This is a genomic window from Gemmatimonadetes bacterium SCN 70-22 (genome assembly GCA_001724275.1).
GTDB lineage: Bacteria > Gemmatimonadota > Gemmatimonadetes > Gemmatimonadales > Gemmatimonadaceae > SCN-70-22.
Window position 1 is genome coordinate 15,389 of sequence record MEDZ01000045.1, and the last position, 22,859, is coordinate 38,247.

Annotated in this window: 19 protein-coding genes; 7 read left to right on the plus strand and 12 right to left on the minus strand. The window is 71.4% G+C overall.

Annotation, left to right across the window (positions count from 1 at the left end):
- Positions 1–88: 88 nt before the first annotated feature.
- Complete coding sequence (locus ABS52_16795) at positions 89–3,046, plus strand: hypothetical protein (GenBank protein ODT01403.1); 2,958 nt, start codon at positions 89–91, stop codon at positions 3,044–3,046.
- 32 nt (positions 3,047–3,078) lie between these two features.
- Positions 3,079–4,407, plus strand: a complete 1,329-nt coding sequence (locus tag ABS52_16800; GenBank protein ID ODT01404.1) for a hypothetical protein — start codon at positions 3,079–3,081, stop codon at positions 4,405–4,407.
- A 116-nt stretch (positions 4,408–4,523) separates the two neighbouring features.
- Here the strand turns inward: ABS52_16800 and ABS52_16805 are convergent, their stop codons facing one another.
- From ABS52_16805 to ABS52_16860, 12 genes are all read right to left on the minus strand, one after another.
- Positions 4,524–5,282 (minus strand): hypothetical protein, encoded by a 759-nt coding sequence (locus tag ABS52_16805; protein ODT01422.1) that lies wholly within the window; start codon positions 5,280–5,282, stop codon positions 4,524–4,526.
- Positions 5,282–6,718 (minus strand): hypothetical protein, encoded by a 1,437-nt coding sequence (locus tag ABS52_16810; protein ID ODT01405.1) that lies wholly within the window; start codon positions 6,716–6,718, stop codon positions 5,282–5,284. Before ABS52_16810 ends, ABS52_16805 begins: the two co-directional genes overlap by 1 nt.
- Positions 6,715–7,842 (minus strand): hypothetical protein, encoded by a 1,128-nt coding sequence (locus ABS52_16815; protein ID ODT01406.1) that lies wholly within the window; start codon positions 7,840–7,842, stop codon positions 6,715–6,717. The genes ABS52_16810 and ABS52_16815 overlap by 4 nt, the downstream gene beginning before the upstream one ends.
- A gap of 54 nt (positions 7,843–7,896) precedes the next feature.
- Positions 7,897–8,937 carry a hypothetical protein gene (locus ABS52_16820; GenBank protein ODT01407.1) on the minus strand — a complete coding sequence of 347 codons (1,041 nt, stop codon included), beginning with the start codon at positions 8,935–8,937 and terminating at the stop codon, positions 7,897–7,899.
- A gap of 102 nt (positions 8,938–9,039) precedes the next feature.
- Positions 9,040–10,515, minus strand: a complete 1,476-nt coding sequence (locus ABS52_16825) for an amino acid permease (GenBank protein ID ODT01408.1) — start codon at positions 10,513–10,515, stop codon at positions 9,040–9,042.
- Between the two features lie 221 nt (positions 10,516–10,736).
- Positions 10,737–11,804 carry a hypothetical protein gene (locus tag ABS52_16830; protein ID ODT01409.1) on the minus strand — a complete coding sequence of 356 codons (1,068 nt, stop codon included), beginning with the start codon at positions 11,802–11,804 and terminating at the stop codon, positions 10,737–10,739.
- Positions 11,805–11,977: 173 nt separating this feature from the next.
- Positions 11,978–13,426 carry an IMP dehydrogenase gene (locus tag ABS52_16835; protein ODT01423.1) on the minus strand — a complete coding sequence of 483 codons (1,449 nt, stop codon included), beginning with the start codon at positions 13,424–13,426 and terminating at the stop codon, positions 11,978–11,980.
- A 178-nt stretch (positions 13,427–13,604) separates the two neighbouring features.
- Positions 13,605–14,111 carry a hypothetical protein gene (locus ABS52_16840; protein ID ODT01410.1) on the minus strand — a complete coding sequence of 169 codons (507 nt, stop codon included), beginning with the start codon at positions 14,109–14,111 and terminating at the stop codon, positions 13,605–13,607.
- Between the two features lie 234 nt (positions 14,112–14,345).
- A complete protein-coding gene (locus ABS52_16845) occupies positions 14,346–15,374 on the minus strand; it encodes a hypothetical protein (GenBank protein ODT01411.1) in 1,029 nt (342 codons plus the stop codon).
- A 5-nt stretch (positions 15,375–15,379) separates the two neighbouring features.
- Positions 15,380–16,309: a hypothetical protein gene (locus ABS52_16850; GenBank protein ID ODT01412.1), complete on the minus strand. Its 930-nt coding sequence runs from the start codon at positions 16,307–16,309 to the stop codon at positions 15,380–15,382.
- A 207-nt stretch (positions 16,310–16,516) separates the two neighbouring features.
- A complete protein-coding gene (locus tag ABS52_16855; GenBank protein ID ODT01413.1) occupies positions 16,517–17,374 on the minus strand; it encodes a hypothetical protein in 858 nt (285 codons plus the stop codon).
- Positions 17,371–18,075, minus strand: a complete 705-nt coding sequence (locus ABS52_16860) for a hypothetical protein (protein ODT01414.1) — start codon at positions 18,073–18,075, stop codon at positions 17,371–17,373. The genes ABS52_16855 and ABS52_16860 overlap by 4 nt, the downstream gene beginning before the upstream one ends.
- A gap of 74 nt (positions 18,076–18,149) precedes the next feature.
- On the opposite strand from ABS52_16860, the gene ABS52_16865 reads away from it, so the two are divergent.
- The 5 genes from ABS52_16865 to ABS52_16885 all read left to right on the plus strand — a co-directional run bounded on the left by ABS52_16865 (position 18,150) and on the right by ABS52_16885 (position 22,851).
- Entirely contained in the window at positions 18,150–19,688 is a 1,539-nt protein-coding gene (locus tag ABS52_16865; GenBank protein ODT01415.1) for a phosphoglycerate mutase (2,3-diphosphoglycerate-independent), read from the plus strand.
- 12 nt (positions 19,689–19,700) lie between these two features.
- A complete protein-coding gene (locus ABS52_16870; GenBank protein ID ODT01416.1) occupies positions 19,701–20,393 on the plus strand; it encodes a hypothetical protein in 693 nt (230 codons plus the stop codon).
- Position 20,394: 1 nt separating this feature from the next.
- Positions 20,395–20,817, plus strand: a complete 423-nt coding sequence (locus tag ABS52_16875; GenBank protein ODT01417.1) for a hypothetical protein — start codon at positions 20,395–20,397, stop codon at positions 20,815–20,817.
- A 156-nt stretch (positions 20,818–20,973) separates the two neighbouring features.
- The gene (locus tag ABS52_16880; GenBank protein ID ODT01418.1) at positions 20,974–21,678 is read left to right on the plus strand and encodes a hypothetical protein; all 705 of its coding nucleotides are present in this window, start codon (positions 20,974–20,976) and stop codon (positions 21,676–21,678) included.
- Positions 21,679–22,851, plus strand: coding sequence for a molybdopterin-guanine dinucleotide biosynthesis protein B (locus ABS52_16885; protein ID ODT01419.1), 1,173 nt, complete (start codon positions 21,679–21,681; stop codon positions 22,849–22,851).
- The last annotated feature ends 8 nt before the right edge of the window (positions 22,852–22,859 follow it).

The window sequence follows — 22,859 nt, forward strand, 5'->3', positions numbered from 1 at the left end:
CCGCCGCGTGAAGCCGGCGCGACGCTGCGCCCACGCACCCTCATCATCCGGAGGACACATGCGACAGCGTCCTTGTCAGGGACTGGCCGTGATCATCATCCTCATCGCGGCCGCCCCGGTGGCGCACGCGCAGGGGAGCGGGACCATCACCGGCCGGATCACCGATCGCGCGACCGGCGCACCACTCGGCGACGCCCGCGTCACGCTCGTCGGTGTGCAGCGCGACGTTCGCACGAGCGAGACCGGGCAGTATCGCCTCACCGCGGTCACTCCTGGCATGGCACGCCTTCGCGTGCTGCGACTGGGGTACGCGGCGGCGTTGGACTCCGCCGTCGTCACGGCAGGAGGGGAGGTGACCGTCGACATCGCGCTCACCGCCACGATCACCCGGCTCGACCAGGTGACCATCAGTGCCACCGGCGCCACCGAGCGCCAGCGCGAGACCGGCAACAGCATCGCCGCCCTGCGGACCGACTCCATCCCGAGGGTGATCGTGAGCGGGGTGAACGACCTGCTCTCCTCGCGCGCGGCGAGCGTGACCGTCACGCAAACGAGCGGGACCAGTGGCACCGGTTCGCGCATCCGCATTCGCGGGTCCAACTCCGTGTCGCTGTCCAACGAGCCGCTGGTCATCATCGATGGCATCCGGTCGGTGACCGATCCGGGCGGCTCGACGATCAGCCTGGGCGGGCAGAACCCGACGCGGCTGGACGACCTGAACCCCGACGACATCGAGGACATCGAGATCATCAAGGGGCCCGCGGCGGCGGCGCTCTACGGCACGGCCGCCGCCAATGGCGTCGTCCAGATCACCACCAAGCGCGGCAAGTCGGGCCGGACGCGCTGGAGCTTCTACGGCGATGGCGGGCGGGTGGAGGACGTGTTCGACTACCCGGCCAACTTCGCGCGCGTGGGGACGCGCCCCAGCGGCGCCCGCACCACGGCGTGCACACTCGTCGATGTCGCCGACAACCGCTGTACCCCGAAGCCCGACTCGCTGGTCCACTGGACGCCGATCGAGGACGCCTCGGTCTTCGTGCGCGGGTGGCGGTCGAACTACGGCCTGAGCGCGGCGGGCGGCACCGACCGCACGCAGTATTACCTCGGCGGCGACTACACCCGCGAGCAGGGGGTGTACTCCAACAACAGCGTGCGCAAGCAGGGGATTCGCGCCAACATCACCGGCCAGCTGAGCCCGCAGGCGGAGTTCTCGGCGAAGCTCGGCTACCACCAGGTGCGGGCGCGCCTTCCGCAGAACGACAACAACGACCTGAGCCCGATCGCCAACAGCGTCCTCGGCTCGGCGTTCGACAATCCGGATACGCGCGGGTACATCTTCTATCCGCCGGCGCTGTACAGCCAGATCGGCGTCGACCAGGCGGTGGATCGCGTGACCGCCTCGCTCAACGGGACGTGGCGCCCGCTGGGATGGCTGTCGGCCACGGGGCTTGGCGGGGTGGACTACGCGGGGCGCAGCGACCAGTCCGTCCTCCCCCCCGCCCTGATCGCCGGCCCCGACGAACGCACGCTCGGGCAGCGGCAGTCGAACCCCTACGGGCTCTGGACCTACACGGGGAATGCCAACGCCACGGCGACCTGGCGCCCCGTGGCCAGCATCGAGGCCAACAGCTCGCTCGGCACGCAGTTCAACCGCGAGATCGTGCACGGAACGCAGGCCTTCGGCCAGGGCCTGGCGGCCGGGACCGGTTCGCTCGGCGGGACCACCAGCGGCTTCGCCGTCAACGAGCAGAACCAGGAGATCGTGACGCTCGGCGTCTTTGCCCAGCAGCGCATCGCCTGGCGCGACAAGCTCTTCCTCACCGCGTCGCTTCGCGGCGACGACAACAGCAACTTCGGGCAGGACCTCGAGTTCGTCACGTATCCCGCCGCCTCGCTATCGTGGGTGGTCAACGAGGAGTCGTGGTTCCCGCGGACGAACCTCGTGTCGTCGTTGCGCCTGCGGGCCGCCGCCGGCCAGTCGGGGCAGCGCCCCGGCTTCCGCAATGCGGTCACGTTCTACAACACCATCGCGTACCGCCGCGCGGGGAGCGACGTGGGCGGGGTGGAGCTGGCCAACAACGTCGGCAACGCGACGCTCAAGCCGGAGAAGTCGACCGAGTTCGAGGGAGGGGTCGACCTGGGACTGTTCTCGGGGCGCGCTTCGCTGGAGTTGACGGCGTATCGCAAGACGACGCGCGACGCGCTCATCCAGCGCAACCTGCCGCCGTCGACGGGGGCCGCGACCCGCTACGAGAATCTCGGCGAGGTGACCAACAACGGCTACGAGGCCTCGCTCCAGGCCACCCTGGTCGACACGCGCCCCGTGCGCCTCGACGTCAACGTGGTCGGATCGACGAACACCAACCGGCTCGTCACGTTGGGCGCCGGCGTCGACACGATCTTCTTCGGGCTCGGCGCGCTGGACGGCAACTTCGCGCAGCGCGTGGCCGAGGGGCACCCGGTGGGGGGCTACTGGCAGACGCCGTACACCTACGCCGACGCCAACGGCGACGGGATCATCACCGCTGGCGAGGTGACGCTGGGGAACGACGTCACCTACCTCGGGGCGCCGCTCCCGAGCCGCGAGATGTCGATCACGCCGTCGCTCACGATCTTCCGCCGGGTGCGCCTGACGGCGCTGCTGAACCACCGCGGCGGCTTCAAGATCTACAACGCCGGCGGCGAGTTCCGCTGCGCGGTCTTCGTGCGCTGCCAGGAGGCCTACGCCCCCGGCTCGTCGCTGGCGCTGCAGGCGCGCCGCGTGGCGGGGTTGCTCGGGACGAGCGCCGGCTACATCGAGGATGCCAGCTTCTGGAAGCTGCGCGAGGTGTCGCTGACCTTCGATGCCCCCGGCGAGTGGGCGCGCCGCCTGCGCTCCTCGTCGCTCAGCCTCACGATCGCCGGGCGCAACCTGGCGACGTGGACCGACTACACGGGCTTCGACCCGGAGATCAACTACAACGGCACCTCCAACTACAGCACCGCCGAGTTCTTCACCCAGCCGCCCGTCCGGTACCTGACGGCGCGCGTCGCGCTCGGGTGGTGATCGCCATGACCCATCACGGAGACACTCCGCGCATGCCTGGACACATCTTCATCCGCCGAAGCGCGATGGCCCTCGCCGCGCTGGCGCTCGTCGGCTGCAACCCCGACCGGGTGCTCGAAGTCGACGACGTCGACGTCGTGCGTCCCGGGAGCCTGGCCGGCAAGAGCGCGCTCCCCGCGCTCCGCACCGGCGTGCTCGGCTCGTTCCAGATCGCCTATTCGGGCGGCGGCGACCTCGCCAACGGAGGGCACGAGGGGCTCATCAACCTCGGCGGCCTCTTCTCCGACGAGCTGGTCGACGCCGAGACGTTCAGCGATCGCATCAACCTCGACGCGCACCGGGTGACGGCGGCCAACGGCTCGATGGTCGCCCTCTTCCTCGACCTGAGCCGTGCCCGGGCGGCCGCGTCGGCGGCCGCGCGCAAGTACGCGCAGTTCGATCCGGGCTCCGACGGGCACGCGGAGATGATCGCCATCGACGCCTTCGCGCACATCCTCTTCGGCGAGCACTACTGCTCTGGCGTCCCGTTCAGCACCATCACCGACGACGAGGCGCTCGTCTACGGCGATCCGCTGGCGCGCGACGAGATCTTCCAGGTGGCGGTCGCGAAGTTCGACTCGGTCATCGCCATGGCTCGGGCGATCCAGGACGGCGACCTCGAGGCGCTCGCGCGCGTGGGCAAGGGGCGCGCGCTGGTGAACCTCGCGCGCTGGAGCGAGGCGGCGACGGCGGTGGCCGGCGTATCCACAAGCTTCCGCTACGTCATCGAGTCGTCGACCAACTCCAACCGCCAGCGCAACGGCATCTGGCACTACTTCTACAACGGGGCGTCGTTCAGCGTCGCCGATCGAGAGGGCGGCGTTGGGCTCCCGTTCGCCTCGGCGGGCGATCCGCGCATCGGTGCGCTGGACACGGGTGGCCCCGGCTTCGACGGCGAGACGAGGCTCATCATCGCGCGAAAGTATCCCGAGGCGTCGACGCCGACGGTCCTGGCCGACGGCGTGGAGGCGCGGCTGATCCAGGCCGAGGCGGCGCTTCGCGCCGGCGACGCCCCCGCGATGTTCGCGACACTCGACGCCCTGCGGCTGGGGATCGGGCTTGGCCCGCTGGCCGATCCGGGGACGCCGGGCGCGCGCGAGGACCTCCTGTTCTCCGAGCGCGCGAACTGGTTGTACCTGACGGCGCATCGCACGGGTGACCTGCGGCGCCTGGTACGGCAGTACGGGCGTCCGGTCGCGTCGGTCTACCCGTCGGGCGCCTACTTCAAGGGTGGTGTCTACGGATCCGACTACGTCATCCCCGTGTCGGCCGACGAGCGCAACAATCCCAGGTTCCAGGGGTGCATCGACCGCGATCCGTGAGGTGGCGTGAGACCTTCTCACCGGAGGGGGAGAACGGCAGGCGTCTCGCGGCGCGCCGTGTCGCGCCGCGGGCGCCTGTCGTCACGCCCGCGGGGGTCCCGCCCGCGGTCGCCGCCTCATGGATGCTGGCCGCGGTACCAGACGACGGTGGCCCCGCGCGCGAGGCCGAGGACGGCCGCGGCGCTCCCCTCGCGCACCGCGATCTCGAGGAGGCCGCTGGACCCGCTGATGGCCACCGGCGCGCCGGCGGCGACGTCGGCGTAGGTCGCGCGAATGGGGACCGGGCGTCCGCCAGCCGCAACGACGCCGCTGCGCGCCCCCAGCAGGTTGGTGATGGCGTTGCCGAAGCGGTCGATGGCGATCACCTCGCCCACCACGGCCCCGTCCTCGCGGCGCACCGCCTCGCGCGTGCGGCGCATCACCGGGGCGTCGAGCGGCGCGCCCAGGTGGTCGAGCGGCATGCCCAGCGCCAGCGCCGCCGCCGCCGGGGCGAAGACGTCGCGCCCGTGGAAGGTGCGCGACGCCGACGGGGGGACGGCCAGCCCCACCGCCCGTGCCCCCGCCAGGAGCAACGCGGGCGACAGCACGCCGTTGTCCGGCCCCACCAGGAAGCGCCGGTCGCTCTCCACCGCCATGCACCGGCGCGGTGTCCCGACGCCGGGATCGACCACCGCCAGGTGCACCGTCCCCTCCGGAAAGCGCCGCCAGTACCGCGCCAGGGTGAGCCGCGCCAGCTCGATGTCCTGGGGCGGGATGTCGTGCGCGAGGTCCACCAGCGTCGCCTCGGGGGCGAGCGAGAGGAGGACCCCCTTCATCTCCGCCACGTAGCCGTCGGCGGTCCCGAAGTCGGTGAGCAGGGTGACGATGGGGCGCATCACACAGTCTTGCGCTTCCACCGCCCGCTCCGCCAGAGGAGCATCATCGCCACCCCGCGCCCGGCGGCGGTCACCGAGATGGCCCACCAGATCCCGACCGGCCCCCAGAGCGCCGCCCACCACGCCGCCAGCGGGATGCGGAGCGCCGTCAGCGCCGTGGAGGTGATCATCGGCGGGACGGTGTCGCCCGCCCCGCCCAGCGCCCCCTCCAGCACGATCTCCGCCGGGAGGAGAAGCTGCGACAGCGCGTTGATGCGCAGGTACATCGCCGTCTCGTCCACCACCGTGGGGTCGTTGGTGAAGGCCAGCGCCAGGCGTTCGGGGATGGCCAGCGAGGCGGTCGCCATCACGAGGGCGGGGAGCATCCCGAAGCCCATCGTGATCCACCCGGCGCGCTCGGCGCGCGCCACCTGCCGGGCGCCGAGGTTCTGTCCGACGATGGCGGCGGCCGCCGCGCCGAAGCCGACGCCGATCATGTAGAGCCAGCTCTCGATGCGGTGCCCGAGGCCGAGCGCGGCCAGCGCCGGCGTCCCGAAGTGCGTCGTGGTGCGGGTCATCGCGACGTAGATGAACGAGAAGATCACCCCGGTCACCGCCGTCGGGAGGCCGATGCGGAGGACGCGCGACACCACGGCGAGGGTGGCCCCCAGCTCACCGCGGTGCGCGAGGCGCCGCGCCGTTTCGGCCGACCCGGACATGACGTACGGCGCCCCTTCCGACAGGTGCAAAGCCTCGCTCCCCACCCGGCGCCCGGGGGCGCGCAACATCCCGCGCCGGCGCAGGAGCCAGGTGCCGATGGCGAAGGCGGCGCCACGCGTCGCGACCAGCGCCACCGCCGCTCCCGTGATCCCCAGGCGCGGCGCGCCCCACCACCCGAGGATCAGCACCGGGTCGAGCAGGAGGGTGCAGGCGACGGAGACGGTGAGGAGGACCAGCGGCGTGCGCGTGTCGCCCGAGGCGCGGAAGGTCGCGTCGACGCAGAAGTAGCCGTAGATGAGCGGAAGGCCGAGGAAGTAGGTGCGCAGGTAGTCGCGGGCGAGCGCGGTGACCTCGGGCGGCGTCTGCATGAAGGCGAAGAGCGCGTCCACCGAGAGCGCCCCCGCCACCCCCACCACGAGCCCCAGGGCGAGCGTGAAGAGAATCGCCCCGCCGGCCACGCGCGCCGCCTCGTCCGGATTGCCCTCGCCATGCCGACGCGCCGCGAGCGCCGTGACGCCCAGCGCGACCCCCTCGGCGATGGCGACGACGAGCCAGACCCAGAAGACGCCGGTCGAAACCGCGGCCAGCCCCTCGGGACCGATGCGCGTGCCGACCCAGTACGCGTCCATCGACGCGAACAGGGTCATGAGGAGGTTGGACGCGACCGCCGGGAGGGCGACCCGGCGGATGACCCGGGGGAGGTGGTCGTCGACCAGCGCCCCGCTGGCCAGGCTCACGCCACGGCGCCCAACAACGAAGCCACTCGCTCGGCCAGCGCGGCGAGCGCCCGGGCCGCCGGCGACTCCGCGTCGGCCAGCACCACGGGGCGCCCCGTCTCTCCCCCTTCCATCACCCGCGGGTACAGCGGCACCTGCGACAGGAGCGGGAGGGCGCACTCCTCGGCCAGGCGCTGCCCGCCCCCCGAACCGAAGAGCGCCGTCGGCTTGCCGCAGTGCGGGCACTCGAACCACGACATGTTCTCGACGATGCCCAGCACCGGGACGCCGGTGCGCTGGAACATCTTGACCCCGCGCAGCGCGTCGCCGACCGCGACCTCCTGCGGCGTGGTGACGATGATCGCCCCCGTCACCTGCGTGGCCTGCACCAGCGAGAGCTGGGCGTCGCCCGTTCCCGGCGGCATGTCGACGATGAGGAAGTCGAGCGCGCCCCAGTTCACGTCGCGCAGGAACTGCGTGGTGATCTTCATGACGATGGGGCCACGCCAGATGGCCGGCTGGTCGCGCTCGATCAGCAGCCCCAACGAGATGAGCTTCACCCCATGCGCCTCGTGCGGGATGATCTTCTCGTTCTCGACCATGGGCGCGCCCGCGACGCCCATCATCCGCGGGATGTTGGGGCCGTAGATGTCGGCATCCATGAGCCCCACCCGGAGCCCGCGCCTGGCCAGCGCGACCGCCAGGTTCACGGCGACGGTGGACTTCCCCACCCCGCCCTTCCCCGACGACACGGCGACGATGCGCCCCAACTGCGGATAGGCGACGGGCGGCGGCACGCTCGGGCGCGGCGCGGCCGGGCGATCGTCCATCACGGGGAGGGCGCGCGCCCCGCCGGCGGCGGGCTGCCCCCCGCGCGCGGCGCGACGCCCCGGCGCCACCTCCGATGCGTCGCGCAACTCCACCTGCACATTCGTGACCCCTTCAACCTCCTCCACCGCCCGGCGCACGTCGCGCACCAGCGTGGCCTCGTCCTCGGGCGAGAGGACCACCGTCAGGTGCACCCTCCCCTCGAGCGTCGTCCCGATGTCACGCACCAGCTGGCTGGTGAGGACGTCCTCGCCCGTGCGAGGGTTGCGGATGGCGGAGAGCGCCCGCCCGATGCGTTCCTGCAGCGTGGTGGCCATATGTCGTGCGTGATGAGCTGGTCGATGAAGGAAGGGGAGCAGCAGACGACGGCGTCATTCCGTCGATGCCGGGACGGGCTCGCCCACATAGGCGCGGGCCGCCTCGACGACCCGGTCGCGGACCGCCTCGAGCGTCCCCGGGATCAACGCCCCGGAGGCCTTGGCGTGCCCGCCCCCCCCGAAGTCGCGCGCGAAGCGGTTGACGTCCACGTCGCCCGTGCTCCGGAAGGAGACCTTCACCTTGCCGTAGCCCAGGTCGCGGAAGAAGAGCGCGAGCCGCGTCCCGGCGATGGAGCGCGGGTGCTCCACGATCCCGTCCAGGTCCTCGGGGCTCACCTCGTAGCGCTCCAGCGCATCGGCGGTGACGCAGATCCACGAGATCCCGTGCACCGGGTCGTGCCCCAACGACTGCAGCGAGTCGCGCAGCAGGAGGAGGCGTCCGGTGGAGACCGACGCATAGATGCGGCGATACATCTCCTCGGGATCGACACCGCACTGCAGCAGCGTGGCCGCGATGGCGTGGCAGCGCGGCGTCGTGTTCGAGTAGCGGAACCCCCCGGTGTCGGTCAGGATCGCCGTGTACAGCGCCTGGGCGATGGGCGGCGTGATCTCCAGCTCCAGGACCGACGCGAAGTCGAAGAGGAGCTCGCCGGTGGCGCAGGCGTCGGTGTCGTCCAGCACGATCTCTCCCGCCGGCTCGTCGGTCGGGACGTGGTGGTCGATGACCATGCGCGGGACGGTCATGGCGCGCACGGTGTCGGCCAGCGCCCCCAGCCGCCTCATGTCGCTCACGTCGAGCGCGATCACGGCGTCGACGCCCTTGAGCCCCGCCGCCCCCTTCGCGGTCCGGTCGGTGATGTCGCCTCCCAGCAGGTAGCTGAAGATGGAGGGCCAGGGGGTCGGGTTCACCACCCGCACCTGCACGCCCAGCTGGGGGAGGAGCCGGGCGAGCGCGGAGACGGAGCCCGCCGCGTCGCCATCGGCGTTGATGTGCGTCGTGAGGGCAACCAGCGGCGTGTGCTTGAGCGTGTCGGCGATGCGCAGGATGGCTTCGCGACGCGCGGGAGGGACGGTGAGCAGTCCGGTCAGTGGCACGGAAGGTGGGGACAAGCGAAAGCGGCGCTCCATCCGGAGCGCCGCTGGTAAAGTAACAGCTTCGCCGGGGCAACGGCTGTGCCCGCGCCCCAGTGGAAGCCGCTAGTAGACCGTCCCCGCCCGCTCGGCCGCCTGCACCCGCGAGTGCTTTCGGCCGTAGAGGAAGTAGATCGCCAGCCCCAGCGCGAGCCAGATCAACAGCCGGAGCCAGGTGTCGGCGGGGAGCCCGTACATCATGTAGCCGCAGATCAGGATCGAGAGGATCGGGACGAGCGGGACGAGCGGGGTCCGGAAGGGGCGATGCAAGTTGGGCGAGCGATAGCGCAGCACGAGGACGCCGGCGCTCACGATCACGAAGGCGAGGAGCGTCCCGATGGAGACGAGCTCGCCCAGGAGCCCGATCGGGAAGAGCCCGGCGACGACCATGGCCACCGCCCCGGTGATGATCGTCGAGATGTAGGGGGTCTGGAACTTGGGGTGGACCTTGCCGAAGACCGGCGGGAGGAGACCGTCGCGCGACATCGCGTAGAAGATGCGCGGCTGCCCCAGGAGCATGACGAGGACGACCGACGCGAGCCCGGCAATGGCGCCGAGGGCGATGAGCGGCTTGAGCCATTCGAGCCCGGGCCCGGCCTTGGCGATCGCGACGTAGACCGGGTCGGGGACGTTGAGCTCGCTGTAGTGCGCCACGCCGGTCATCACCCTGGCCATCAGGATGTAGAGCACGGTGCAGACCGTGAGCGAGCCGAGGATCCCGATGGGGAGGTCGCGCTGCGGGTTCTTCGCCTCCTGGGCGGCCGTCGAGACGGCGTCGAAGCCGATGTAGGCGAAGAAGATCACCCCGGCGGCACGCACGACCCCGCTCAAGCCGAAGTGGCCGAAGGTGCCGTCGTTAGGCGGAATGAACGGCTCCCAGTTGGACGGCGTCACGTACATGAAGCCGAAGCCGATGACCAGGAAGACGATCGTCACCTTCACGAAGACGATCAGGTTGTTCAGCTTGGCCGACTCCTGGATGCCCACCACCAGGAGCGTGGTGAGGATCGCGACCAGGAACATCGCCGGGAGGTTGATGATCGCCCCGCTCGGCACCAGGGTGTGCGTCCCGACGACGTTGAAGGGAGCGTTGCTCAGCGACGCCGGCAGGGTGATGCCGGTATAGTCGCGCAGGAACGAGGTGAAGTAGCCGGACCATCCCACGGCGACGGTCGAGGCGGCGAAGAGATACTCGAGGATCAGGTCCCACCCGATGATCCAGGCCACCAGCTCGCCGAGCGTGGCGTAGCCGTACGTGTACGCGCTCCCGGCAATGGGAATCATCGACGCGAATTCCGCGTAGCACAGCCCGGCGAAGAGGCACCCGGCGCCGGCCAGGATGAACGAGAGGACGATGGCCGGCCCCGCATACTGCGCGGCCGCCGTCCCCGTGAGGACGAAGATCCCGGCGCCGATGATCGCCCCGATGCCGAGGAGGGTCAGGTTGAGGGCGCCGAGCGATCGCTTGAGCGTCGGCTCTCCCTCGGTCCCCTCCGCCTCGCGCATGAGGAGGTCGAGGCTCTTCTTGGAAAGCAATCCCATCGTGGGCGTCTCCGGTCGAGAAACGTGAAACGGGCGATCGTCGCCACGATCGCCCGAGGGACGCGCGCTGTGCCGCAGAGCGGGGCAAAGTGCGCCTCCTTGAACAGCGTTGTCAAGCTGACATACGTGAACGGCGCGGGCTCCGTTGGGAGCCCGCGCCGTTGCGCGCGTGGGTCAGCGAACCCGAGAGGCCGGCTGGGAGCGTTCCGGCGACGGGGGGGTCAGTGCTGGTGCCCTCCGAGTGGCGCCGGTGCGATCCCCGTGTCACGCGTCGCCCCCCCTCCCTCCGCCGGCGGGGCCATGCCGGGCATCGCGCTCATGTCGTGCGCGGCGCCACCCTGCTCGTGCGCGAGGTGGTCGCCTCCCATCATGTGCGAGAAGACGCCGTAGGAATTCGGGACGAGCCAGACGTGCAGCATCTCCGCCGAGGGGCCGCGGTTCATCCCCGCGGGGCAGGCCCCGCTCGCCTCGCGCCTGGCGCGTGGCGTCCCGATGGAGTCCATGCAGAAGAAGGTCTCGGGGTGGAAGTGCCACTTGGTGAGCGGCCCGCCCACCTGCGGCCCGTGCTGTCCCCGGCGCATCATGAACATGAAGCCGATGAGCTGGCGCCTCCCCGCCCCGTCCCGACGGAAGACGAGCGCCTCGGGACGCGCGGGGTCGACGACGGCACTGTCCTCCATGTACGCGGGGTTGACGAGGTGCTCCATCGCCGCCCCCTCGTCGTCGCCAAGGAAGGTGGCGTTGATGGAGAAGCCGCCCGCCCGCTGCACCGCGTCGTAGTCGGCGAAGGCCGGCGCGGCCCGCATCACGCGCGTCACGAGGTCGTGTGCCGCCGCCAGCTGTTGCTCGTTAGGGAGCACGTCGAGGTCGAAGGCGGAGCGCTCGACCGAGACCTCGAGCCCGTGCACCGTGGTGTACAGCACCGCGCCGTCCGCGCCGCGCGACACCTCGCCATGGCCGAACGGCATCTCCTCGCGGAGCCGGACGAACTGGACCGGGGTCGGCGTGCGATTGCGGCGCGACAACACGCCGAGCCCGGCGACGGCCAGGAAGGCAGCGCCGACCGCCACGAACACCCCGACGCGGCTGGCGAGCGTCATCGGCGGATGGTGTGCCCCGGGCCGCAGGACCGCCGCCAGGGCCAGGAGGAGTCCGGCGGCGATCACGATCGCGGCCGCCGTGGCACCGACGCCCAACGGGACGACCCCGGCGCGCCAGGTGTCGAGGGTCATTACCCACAACAGCAAGGCGATGCCGATGCTGGTGAGCAGGAGTGAGCGATTCAGCATGGTCGGTGATTTCGCAAGTTCGGGGCCAGACCGCGCGCCGCGACGACCCGTCCGACGATGCGAAGCCGGCCCTCCCCGCCCCACGCTCTGGAGGCGGCCGACCACCCACAAGGCAAGCCGGCTCGCCGCACGCGACGAGCCGGCCGGGGCCGCAGCGCCGCGCGCGGGGCGCGCTACACGGAGTAGTTCGGCGCCTCGCGGGTGATGGTCACGTCGTGCGGGTGCGATTCACGCAGCCCGGCCGCCGTGATGCGGACGAAGCCCGCCTCGGTGCGGAGTGAGAGCATGTCGCCACACCCCACGTACCCCATCCCGCTCCGCAACCCACCGATCATCTGGAACAGGACGTCGGCGACCGGCCCCTTGTAGGGGACGCGCCCCTCGATCCCCTCGGGGACGAGCTTCTTGGGGCTCATCTCCCCCTCCTGGAAGTACCGGTCGGCGCTCCCGTCCTGCATGGCCGAGAGGGAGCCCATCCCGCGAATCATCTTGAAGCGGCGCCCTTCGAGGAGGAACGACTCCCCCGGGCTCTCCTCCGTCCCGGCGAGCATCGACCCCATCATCACGCTCGACGCCCCGGCGGCCAGCGCCTTCACGATGTCACCCGAGTACTTGATCCCGCCGTCGGCGATCACCGGGATCCCATTGGCCCCTTCGACCGCGTCCATCACCGCCGTGAGCTGCGGGACGCCGACGCCGGTCACCACGCGCGTGGTGCAGATGGACCCCGGGCCCACTCCCACCTTCACGCCGTCCACCCCGCGGACCACGAGGGCCGCCGCCCCCTCGCGCGAGGCGATGTTGCCGGCCACCAGCTGCACGCCCGGGAAGGCCTCGCGCACGCGCGCCGTCGCCTTGAGGACGTCCTCGCTGTGTCCGTGCGCGGTGTCGATGCTGAGCACGTCGACCCCCGCGTCGACCAGCGCCCGCGCCCGGTCGAGGACGTCGCCACCCGCGCCTAACGCGGCCGCCACCCGCAGCCGCCCGTGCTGGTCCTTGTTGGCGTTGGGAAACTGCCGGCGCTTGTGGATGTCCTTGATCGTGATCAGCCCCCGCAGCATCCCCTGCTCGTCGATCACGGGGAGCTTCTCGATGCGGTGCTCGGCCAGGATCCGCTCCGCGTCGTCGAGCGTCGTCCCCAGCGGCGCCGTCACCAGCCCCGTGGCGGTCATCACCTCGTGGATGGGGCGCTGCACGTTGCGCTCGAACTGCAGGTCGCGGTTGGTGATGATCCCCACCAGCCTCCCGCCCGCGTCGACGATGGGGACACCGCTGATCTTGAAGCGGTTCATCAGCGCCACCGCCTCGCGCAGCAGCGCGTCCGGCGTGAGGGTGATGGGGTTCAGGATCATCCCGCTCTCGGAGCGCTTGACCCGGTCGACCTCGGCCGCCTGGCGGTCGATGGACATGTTCTTGTGGATCACCCCGATCCCGCCGGCGCGCGCCATGGCGATCGCCATCTCGCTCTCGGTGACGGTGTCCATCGCCGCCGAGACGAGCGGGACATTGAGGGGGATCCCCCGTGTGAACCAGGACGTCGTGTCGACGTTCTTCGGGTGGACGAGGGAGTGCCGCGGAGCGAGGAGGACGTCGTCGAAGGTGAGCGCGACATCCTCACGAATGCGTACGGACCGGGGGGCGCCGCTGCCGTTACGCGAAAGCCCGCCTTCCGACGAGGTCGGAGCAGCGGGCTGGTCGGAAGATCGAGTTGTGGTCGCCATAGCCAAAGCTAGAACGGGCGACTGGCGACTTCAAGCGGACGCGGCGGGTGCCACGCGGCGGGTGCCACGCGGCGGGAGATCACGACGGCGACGGGTTCTCCTCGGAGTCGCCCGCCCCGCTCGCCCCCCTCGCCCCGCTCGCCCCGCCCGCTGCGCTCGCCGCATCGCTCGCAGGATGGACGGCCGGGTCGCCCGGCGCCGCGGCCGCGGCATCGCCCCCCGGGCGTGTCGCGGGCTGGCCCCCCGCCTGAGCCGTCCCCGCCACTCCCTTGGCCACGTCGCTCGCCGTGGTCACGATGTCGCTGGCCACCGACTTCCCCGCCGCCGCGACCCCGCTCAACACACCGACCGCCTGGTTCAGCAGCCCCATGGTCTGCGAGATCGCCGATGCGGAGACCTTCCCGGCCCGCAGGGTGTCCTCGATCCCCTCCGTGAAGCGGGTGAAGAGCGACGCCGGCGAGGCTTCCTTGACCCCGTGGCGCGAGGCGATGAAGTCGACGTAGTCGAGGACCGCGTAGCCCTTGTCGTCGCTCAGCGTGTCGAGCTGGCGCAGGATGCGGTCGCGCAGGTGCGGGGAGAGGGGCATGGGGCGCTCGAGACGGGAGACGGGCCGGAGACGGGAGGCCGGAGACGGGAGTGCCCGCCGCTGGGGCGCGGCGGGCGAGGCTCCCGTCCGGTCAATCTACGACGCCACCGGCGCGCCGGGTTTCAGGGATCCGACGACGCGGGCTCGGCGGCCCGGGACGCACCACGCAGCCGCGCCAGCGCCTCAGCCGCGCCAGCGCCTCAGCCGCGCCAGCGCCTCAGCCGCGCCAGCGCCTCAGCCGCGCCAGCGCGCGCGCTTGCCCCGCGCGTCGATGTGGGCGTACGACGCGCCCCCTTGGAAATACACCCCCAGTCCCCCCACCAGGTCGGGGTATTTCTGCTCCACGATCTCGACCGCCAGCTCGAGGAGGCGCACGTCGCGGCTGTCGATACGCCCGTCGCGGTTGGCGTCGATGGCCACGTCGGCCGCGTCGCCATACTGGTGGCGCGAGTCGCCCGCGGCGCGGGGGACGCGCCGGTTGTACAGCGGGGTGCGGAAGCCGGAGTGCACGTCCACCTGGACGGGGGCGTCGCTGCGGCCGCGGTTGAAGCTCGCGATCTCGTCGAAGACGAGCTCCAGCTTGTCCAGCAGGCGCCCGTCGACCGCCGCATAACGAGGCCAGCGCGTCTGCTCGTCATGCGTGATGAAGTCGCCCACGCGCATGTGGGCCGAGAGCGGGAGGTCGGCCTGCGGCTCGTTGATCTCGAGGAAGCCGCGCGGTCGCTCGTCGCCTCCCCCCCACCGCTCCCCGCGGTAGTAGCCGATCTTGTAGCCCTTGAGCGAGCCCCCCTGCTTCTCCTCGAAGGGGACCATCACGGCGAGCGTCAGGCTGTCGATGATGGTGCGCCCGCCGGCGTTGACCACCGCCAGCTGATAGAAGCCGGGGCGCGACGGTGCGGTGAGCGTCCCCCCCTCGGTGCGCGCCGAGTCGAGCGGCGCGAGCTCGCCCAGCGGAATCCACTCGAAGGCCACCGACGACGGCGCGGCGCGCAGCTCCAGCGGGAACTGGACGCGCTCGCCCGGCAGGGCGAAGCGCATGTGCACCGCGCGGCTCCGCCCCAGCGCGCTGGCGGCCAGGCGGGCATCGGGCGGCGGGGGAGGGGGCGCGTCGACGGCGCGTGGGCCGAAGGCGGCGTCGGCCTGGCGCAGCGCCAGCAACGACCCCAGCGCGAGGACGGTGAATGCGATGACCGGGATGAAGCGAGCGAGGCGCGATGCCGGCTCCAGCTCCTGCTCCTGCTGCTCCTGCTGCTCGTCGTGCAACGCGCCTAGATCCTCCCCCAACGCGCGCGCTGACCGCGCACGTCGACATGAACGAACGGCCCGTGGGCGCTCGTCGCCCTGTACAGCCCGGCCCCGCCGATGAGGTCCGGATGATCACGCTCGATCCGCTCGACCGACTCCAGGACGATCTTCGCGTCGCGCAGGTCGACACGCCCGTCGCGATTGAGGTCGTCCATCGCGCCATCGCGATCGTTGTCGACGAAGACGTCGGCGGCGTCGCCGTACTGGTGGCGCGAATCCATCGCCCTCCCCCCCTTGGGCCCCACCCCCTTCACATTGTACTGCGGCGTGCGGAATCCCGACATCACCTGCATGTGGCTCACGGCATACCCGCGCCGCTGCAGGTCGGTGATGAGGAGTTCGAGCTTGTCGACCAGCGCCTCACGCAGCACCAGATACTTGGGCCAGGTGGCCTCCTGGTCCTTGGTGAGGAAGTCGCGCAGGCGGAAGTGGTCGGAGAGCGGGGTATCCTGGTTCTCCGTCGTGACCTGGATGAACCCCTCGGGCGACTTGTCGCGCATCCACGACACGCGCGACTCGCCAGGCCAGAAGCCGATGCGATACGTCCCCACCTTCCCGCGCTCGCGCGCCTGGAATGGGAGGAGGTTGATGAAGGCGAAGCGGCGCCCGGACACGGAGTCCGTGGCCTGGTAGATCCCCGGACGCGTGGCGGCCGACTCGCCGAACAGGTCGCGCAGGATGCGGATGCCCCCGGTTCGCCTGGGCGAGACGAGGCGGGCCTTGAGCTTCCCGCTCCTCCCGGCGAGGGTGTCGCTGAGGATCGCGCGATCGGACGCGGGGAGGCTGTCCCCCCCGCCCGCCACGGACGCTGCAGCCGGGCGAAGTGGGAGCGCCAGGGTGGCGAGGGTCAGGAGTGCGGAGCCGGCGCGCGTGCCGAAAGTCAGTCCCTTCACGTAGGCGATGTCCCGTCGACTGGTAGACGTCGTGATTCTCCTGATGCGACGCCGTCGAGGGGGACCGGGTCACCAGGGTGGCGAGGGTGCGGTGGTGAGGGGGATCGCCCTTGGGATCCACATCGGGCGATAGCGAAACATCGGTGATTCAGGTGCCGCGCGGGACCCTGCGGAGATCACCCGGAAAAGCTGCATCTAACCGCATGGTCAGTAGATGAAGACCGGGGTCCCGATCGGCACGATCCTATACAACGTCTCGATGTCTTCGTTCCGGAGTCGCACGCATCCGTGGCTGGCGGCGTTGCCGATGGACGACGGGACGTCGGTTCCGTGGAGGGCGTAGCCGTCGCCCAGGTTGAGGCGGTGCGTCCCGACCACTCCGGGGAAGCGGCGCTGGTTGGTCCCGAAGGGAGGGATGATGACCTTGCCGTTGACGATCAGGTCCTTCCCCTCCCCCGCCTCGAGGACCTCCTCGGTCCCGTCGGCGTGCCGCTTCACGACGTTGCTCCCGCTCACGGCGAGCACGACGCCGTTGCCGAGCGGGATCTCTTCGCCGCGCTTGAGGGGGAGGAGGGCGGCCTTCTTCTTGTGCGCCACCTCGACATAGTGCCAGTCGGGCGGGACCCACGCCGGGTCGCTCTCCTTGCTGATGACGACGAGGCGTCCGCGCGGGGTCTCGAACTTCCACTGGTTCCCCCCTCCCTTGGCGAGGACCTTGCCGGTTCCCGTGGCCACCCGCGTGGTGAACAGGAGCGAATCGCCCGCGCGGTACCAGAGCCGGCGGTCGGCGATGCTCACGACGATGTACGGCTTTCCGGCGATGGAGTCGATCGGGGCCTCGACGATGGTCTGCAGCGAGTCCGAGACGAGGCCGACCTTGCGCTTCACGTCCTCGAGGACCTCGAGGTTGTCGTTGAAGACCATCCGCGCCAGGTCGCGCCGATAGCGCGCGGACGCGGTCGCCGCCCCCAGCCCCGCCGAGGAGACGAGGAGGAGGAAGAGGAGCCCGAAGAGGACCCGCGCCGGCGTGCCGCCGTGCTTCAGGAAGTGGCGAACCTCGGTCATTCGTAGAAGTACACCGTGATGCCCGGGGTGATGTTGGGAGCGATGGCGCGCAAGTCGCTTCGCGAGACGCGCACCGCCCCGGGGATGACGTAGGCACTATCGGCCAGGACGCCGGAATCCGGAGGGGCGTAGATCACCGTCCCCCCGCTCAGGACCAGGGCGCCGGCTCCCAGCGCCCCCGCGATACTCCGCTCGTGGGGGACGGGGAGGGAGCGGTCGTGAAAGATCCAGGTGGGGACCTCCCAGCCGTCGCGCGGGCCCAGGACGCGCTCCACCGAGCGGGCGCCACGCGGGGTGACGACGCGGACCGTGTCCGGCGGCGTCCCCACCGTCCGCTCGCCTCCCAGCCGCACGTGCATCTCGCGGAGGAGGGCGCCGTCGCGCTCGAGGCGCATCAGCGCGCTGTCGACCGAGACGGAGAGGTGCAACTCCCGGTCGCCCGCCGCCTGGCGGCGGAGGAGCTCGAGCATGATCCCCAGGCGATTCTGGTCCGAGGCGGCGAGCATGTCGGTGCGCTGCCGCTCGGCGTCGGTCATCTCCTCGCGCAAGCGGGCCGCCTCGCGCGTGTAGCGGACGTAGCGTGCGACCAGGAGGGCGTCGCCCACGACGAGGAGGGCGATGAGCGTGGCCAGGACGGCGACGGTGCGCGGGTACTTTCGGTGCAGGGCGGTCCAGGGGCCTTCGCGTGCGCGTCCACTCATTCCGGCTTGGGGCGTGTGATACATTGCGACGTTCGACTGCCCGACGATACCACCCTTCCGGCTCCCCAGCCAAGATGCCCCGTCCTTCAACTCGCCCGGTCGTCCTCGTCGTGCTCGATGGCTTCGGCCATCGCGAGGCGCGGGAGGGAAACGCCGTGGCCATGGCGAACATGCCCACGTGGACCGCGCTCTGGTCGCGCGCGCCGCGCACGCTGCTGGAGGCGTCGGGGGTGGCGGTGGGGCTCCCGGCGGGGCAGATGGGGAACAGCGAGGTGGGGCACCTGAACCTGGGCGCGGGGCGCGTGGTGAAGCAGGACCTGGTGCGGATCGGCGAGGCCATCGCCGACCGGTCGTTCTTTTCCAGGCCCGCGTTCGTCGACGCCTGCGCGCACGTCAAGCGCACCGGGGGGACGTTGCACCTGCTGGGGCTCGTCGGCGACGGCGGGGTGCACGCGCTGGACCAGCACCTCTTCGCCCTCCTGGACCTCGCCGAGCAGCAGGGGGTGGCCAAGGTGGCGATCCACGCGCTCATGGACGGGCGCGACACCCTCCCCACCAGCGGGCTGGGGTACATGGAGCGGGTCCTGGCGGCGGCGCGCGGGCGCGCGCAGGTGGCGTCGTTAGGGGGACGGTACTTCGGGATGGACCGGGACCGTCGCTGGGAACGCGTGAAGAAGTGGTACGACTCGGTGATGGGGGTGGGCCCGGCCACCGAGGATCCCCTGGCGGCGATCCGCGCGGCGTACGCGCGCAACGAGACCGACGAGTTCCTCACCCCGATGGTCGTCACGCGGGGGGGCGTCCCGGTGGCGCCGATGCGCGATGGCGACGCGGTGATCGGCTTCAACTACCGGTCGGACCGGATGCGCCAGATGGTGCGGGCGCTCACGCAGCCCGGGTTCGACGGCTTCGACGTCAGCTCCCGCCCGCGGCTGCACCTGGCGACGATGACGTCGTACGACGAGACCTTCTCGTTCCCGGTCGCCTTTCCCCCCTTCTCGATGGCCCGCATCGTGGCCGAGGTGGTGTCGGAGACCGGGATGACGATGTTCCGCACCGCGGAAACCGAGAAGTACCCGCACGTGACCTATTTCTTCAACGGCGGGATCGAGGTCCCCTTCGCGGGCGAGGTGCGCAACCTGGTGCCCAGTCCGAAGGTCGCGACCTACGACCTCCAGCCCGAGATGTCGGCGCGCGGGGTGACCGACGTGTTGTGCGAGGCCATCGGGAGCGGCTCGTACGACTTCACGCTGTGCAATTACGCCAACGCCGACATGGTGGGGCATACGGGGTCGATACCGGCGGTGATTTCGGCGCTGGAGTGCGTGGACGAGTGCCTGGGGCGCGTGGTGCGCGCGGCGGAGAAGGCCGGCGCTCGCCTCCTCGTGACCGCCGACCATGGCAACTGCGAGGTGATGATCGATCCGGCCACCGGGGGACCGCACACCGCGCACACCACCAACCCCGTCCCGTTCGTCGTCCTCGACCCCGAGGGCGACCGCCCGCTGCGCGGGGGCGGGGCGCTGTGCGACGTGGGCCCCACCGTGCTCTCGATGCTGGGCATCGAGCAACCGACCGAGATGACGGGGCGCTCGCTGCGCCTCCCTTCCTGACCCACTGACGTGATGACGAAGCGAACGCTCGCCCTTCTGGGGCTGATGATCCTGACGCCGGCCGCCGGCATGGCGCAGGTCGGGTACGAGCCGCGCAAGTCGCCGTACCGCGACCTCGAACACCGCCAGGAGCTGACCTTCCTGGGAGGCCACTTCAAGGCGCGGGTCGACCCGGCCCGGGTGGCGCCGGTGAGCGGGCCGGCGTTCGGGGCGCACTACGAGTTCCGGATGACGGGGCCGGCGTACTTCACGGCGAACACGATGCTGGTCGTCAGCGAACGGCGCGTCATCGACCCGACCAAGCTGATCGCCGAGCGCGACCAGGGGGTGAAGTCGGTGACGATGCTCCTGACCGACATCGGCTTCGCGCTCAACCTGACGGGGTTCAAGTCGTGGCACGGGCTGGTGCCGTCGTTAGGCGGCGGGCTCGGGATGGGGGCCGGCTTCGACTCCCCCGACGTCGGCGGCTACAAGTTCGGCTACCCGTTCGTCCTCACCTTCCGCCCGTCCATCAAGTTCGCCCCGAAGGGGAACTGGCAGGGGCGCATCGACGCCACCAACTACTTCTACCGCATCCGCTACCCCGACTCGTACTTCACGAAGTCGACCGCCGACCCCACCGTCCTGGACCTGGCGTCGGACCGCAACGTCTGGACGCGCAACCTCGGCCTCACGGCGGGGATCACCTACAGCTTCGGGCGCTGACGTGGCGCGCGGCTACCTCACCCGGCGCGTCACCTTCGCGGCGGCGCACCGCTACCGCCGGCCGGAGTGGGACGAGGCGCGCAACGCCGCGACCTTCGGGCTCTGCGCCCGCCCCAACTATCACGGCCACACCTATCGCTGCGACGTCACGGTGGCGGGGACCATCGACGAGGTCACCGGCTTCGTGGCCGACCTCGGGGTGCTCGACGAGGTGCTGCGGCGCGAGGTGCACGAGCGCTACGACCACCGCAACATCAACCTCGACATCCCCGAGTTCGCCGAGGGGCGACTGGTCCCCACCGGGGAGAACCTGGCGCGGGTGATCTTCGGCCAGGTGCAAGGAGCGCTGGCGGGGGTGCTGGAGGTGGTCGAGGTGCGGGTGGCGGAGGACGAGACGCTCTGGTCGAGCTATCGCGGGGAGTAGGTCGGGAGACGGGAGACGGGAGACGGGAGACGGGCGGGGAGGGGGGCGGCGGAGCGGGCTCGGCGCGTGGCGGGTGCGCGGGGGCGCGTGGCGGGGCAGATTTCGGGCATGAGCGACAGCGCCCCTTCCCTCCCCACTCCGCCCCGCCTCGACGCGGTGGAAGAGACACCGGTCTGGCTCGAGCTCAACGGGACGCCGGTCGTCACCTGGATGTGCACCCCGGACGCCCTCGACGACCTCGTGATCGGGTGGCTCTTCGGCGAGGGGTACATCGAGTCGGTGCGCGACATCGTGCGCATGCGCCCCTGCACGCGGGAGTTGGGGTTCTGGGTCGACATCGCCCCGGCGCGGGTGGCGGCGGTGGATGGCACGTCGCGCCGGCGCATCCTGGCCTCGGGGTGCGGGGCGGTGACCGCCTTCCTCGGCTCGCTGGCCGACGTCCCCCGGCGCGGCGGGACGGTTCCGGACATCGACACGCCGCGGCTGCGGGCGGTGTTCAAGGAGCTGTTCGCGCGCGGCGAGCGTTACAAGGACACCGGCGGCGTGCACGCGGCGGCGCTCACCGACGGGGTGGCGCTGTTCCACCACGCCGAGGACATCGGGCGGCACAACGCCGTCGACAAGGTGCTGGGCGCCGCGTTGCAGGCGGGGCGCGCGCCGGGCGACCTGATCCTCCTGGTGACGGGGCGGATCTCGGGCGAGCTGGCGTTCAAGGCGGCGCGTGCCGGCGTGGCGGCGGTGGCCACGCCGTCGGTGCCGTCGACCATCGCCGTCGAGATCGCCCGGGCCGCGGGGATGCTCCTCATCGGGCGCGCGGTGAGCGGGGCGCCGCAGCTGCACCTCCCCGGCGGGGCTCGTTAGGTGGCGGCGCGCTGCACCGGCGTGATCCTCGCCGGCGGGGGGGCGACGCGCTTCGGCGGGCTCCCCAAGGGGCTGGAGCGGGTGGGAGGGCGGCGGATCATCGACCGCGTCGCCGACGCCCTGCGCGCCGCCACCGACGATCTCCTCCTCATCGCCAACGACCCGCGCGCGGGGGATTGGCTCCCCGGGGTCCGGGTGGCGGGCGACCTCCGCCCCGGGGAGGGGAGCCTGGGGGGGCTGCACGCCGCGCTGGCCCATGCCGGGGGCGCGGTGCTGGTGGTGGCGTGGGACATGCCGTTCGTGAGCGGCGCGCTGCTGCGGCGCCTGCGGGCGTTGGGCGAGTCGGGCTTCGACGCCGCCGTCCCCGAGAGCGACTCGCGCCGCGGGGTGGAGCCGATGTGCGCGTGGTACGCCCCGCCGTCCCTGGCCGCCATCGAGCGCGCCCTCGACCGCGGCGACCGGCGCGTGGTCTCGTTCTTCGACGACATCCGGGTGGCGCGCCTCCCGGCCGAGGAGGTGGCGCGCTTCGGCGATCCGGCGCGGCTCTTCCTCAACGTGAACACGCCGCTCGAGCATTCGCAGGCGAATGCCGGGGAAGACGAGAAGACGGGCGGACGCGAAAGCCAGCGCGGCGCGCCGCCGATGCTGTCGATCGTGGGGAAGAAGAACGCGGGGAAGACGACGCTGGTGGTGCAGCTGGCGGCGGAGCTCCGGCGGCGGGGGGTGCGGGTGATGACCATCAAGCACGGATCACACACCTTCAACCTCGACCCGGCCACGACCGACACCTACCGCCACTTCCACGAGGGGGAGGCGGAGCGGGTGGCGATGGTCTCGCCCGACCGCTTCGCGCTCGTGTTGCGGTGGAGCGAGGAGCTGGGGCCCGAGGAGGTGGCGGCCCGCTACATGGGCGACGCCGACCTGGTGCTGTGCGAGGGGTTCAAGGCGTCGGCGCTTCCCAAGGTGGAGATCGCACGGCGCGCCGCGCACGCGCGCGCCCTCTTCGAGGACGGATCGATCGACCCGACGACGCTGCTCGCCGTGGTCACCGACGCGCCGGGGGTGATGGGCGGGGTGCCCGCCTTCGACCTCGGCGCGCGCGACTGGCTCGCGCGCCTGGCCGACTTCGTCGAGGAGTGGCGGCGCGGGCGAGGGAGGGCGCAGGCGGGGTGAGGGGTGAG

What these genes read in the sequence shown, in the direction of transcription:
- ABS52_16800 (ODT01404.1), top strand. Translation starts at nt 3,079, where the DNA reads ATGCCTGGACACATCTTCATCCGCCGAAGCGCGATGGCCCTCGCCGCG.
- ABS52_16805 (ODT01422.1), bottom strand. Translation starts at nt 5,282, where the DNA reads ATGCGCCCCATCGTCACCCTGCTCACCGACTTCGGGACCGCCGACGGC.
- ABS52_16815 (ODT01406.1), bottom strand. Translation starts at nt 7,842, where the DNA reads ATGGCCACCACGCTGCAGGAACGCATCGGGCGGGCGCTCTCCGCCATC.
- ABS52_16825 (ODT01408.1), bottom strand. Translation starts at nt 10,515, where the DNA reads ATGGGATTGCTTTCCAAGAAGAGCCTCGACCTCCTCATGCGCGAGGCG.
- ABS52_16830 (ODT01409.1), bottom strand. Translation starts at nt 11,804, where the DNA reads ATGCTGAATCGCTCACTCCTGCTCACCAGCATCGGCATCGCCTTGCTG.
- ABS52_16840 (ODT01410.1), bottom strand. Translation starts at nt 14,111, where the DNA reads ATGCCCCTCTCCCCGCACCTGCGCGACCGCATCCTGCGCCAGCTCGAC.
- ABS52_16855 (ODT01413.1), bottom strand. Translation starts at nt 17,374, where the DNA reads ATGACCGAGGTTCGCCACTTCCTGAAGCACGGCGGCACGCCGGCGCGG.
- ABS52_16860 (ODT01414.1), bottom strand. Translation starts at nt 18,075, where the DNA reads ATGAGTGGACGCGCACGCGAAGGCCCCTGGACCGCCCTGCACCGAAAG.
- ABS52_16865 (ODT01415.1), top strand. Translation starts at nt 18,150, where the DNA reads ATGCCCCGTCCTTCAACTCGCCCGGTCGTCCTCGTCGTGCTCGATGGC.
- ABS52_16870 (ODT01416.1), top strand. Translation starts at nt 19,701, where the DNA reads ATGACGAAGCGAACGCTCGCCCTTCTGGGGCTGATGATCCTGACGCCG.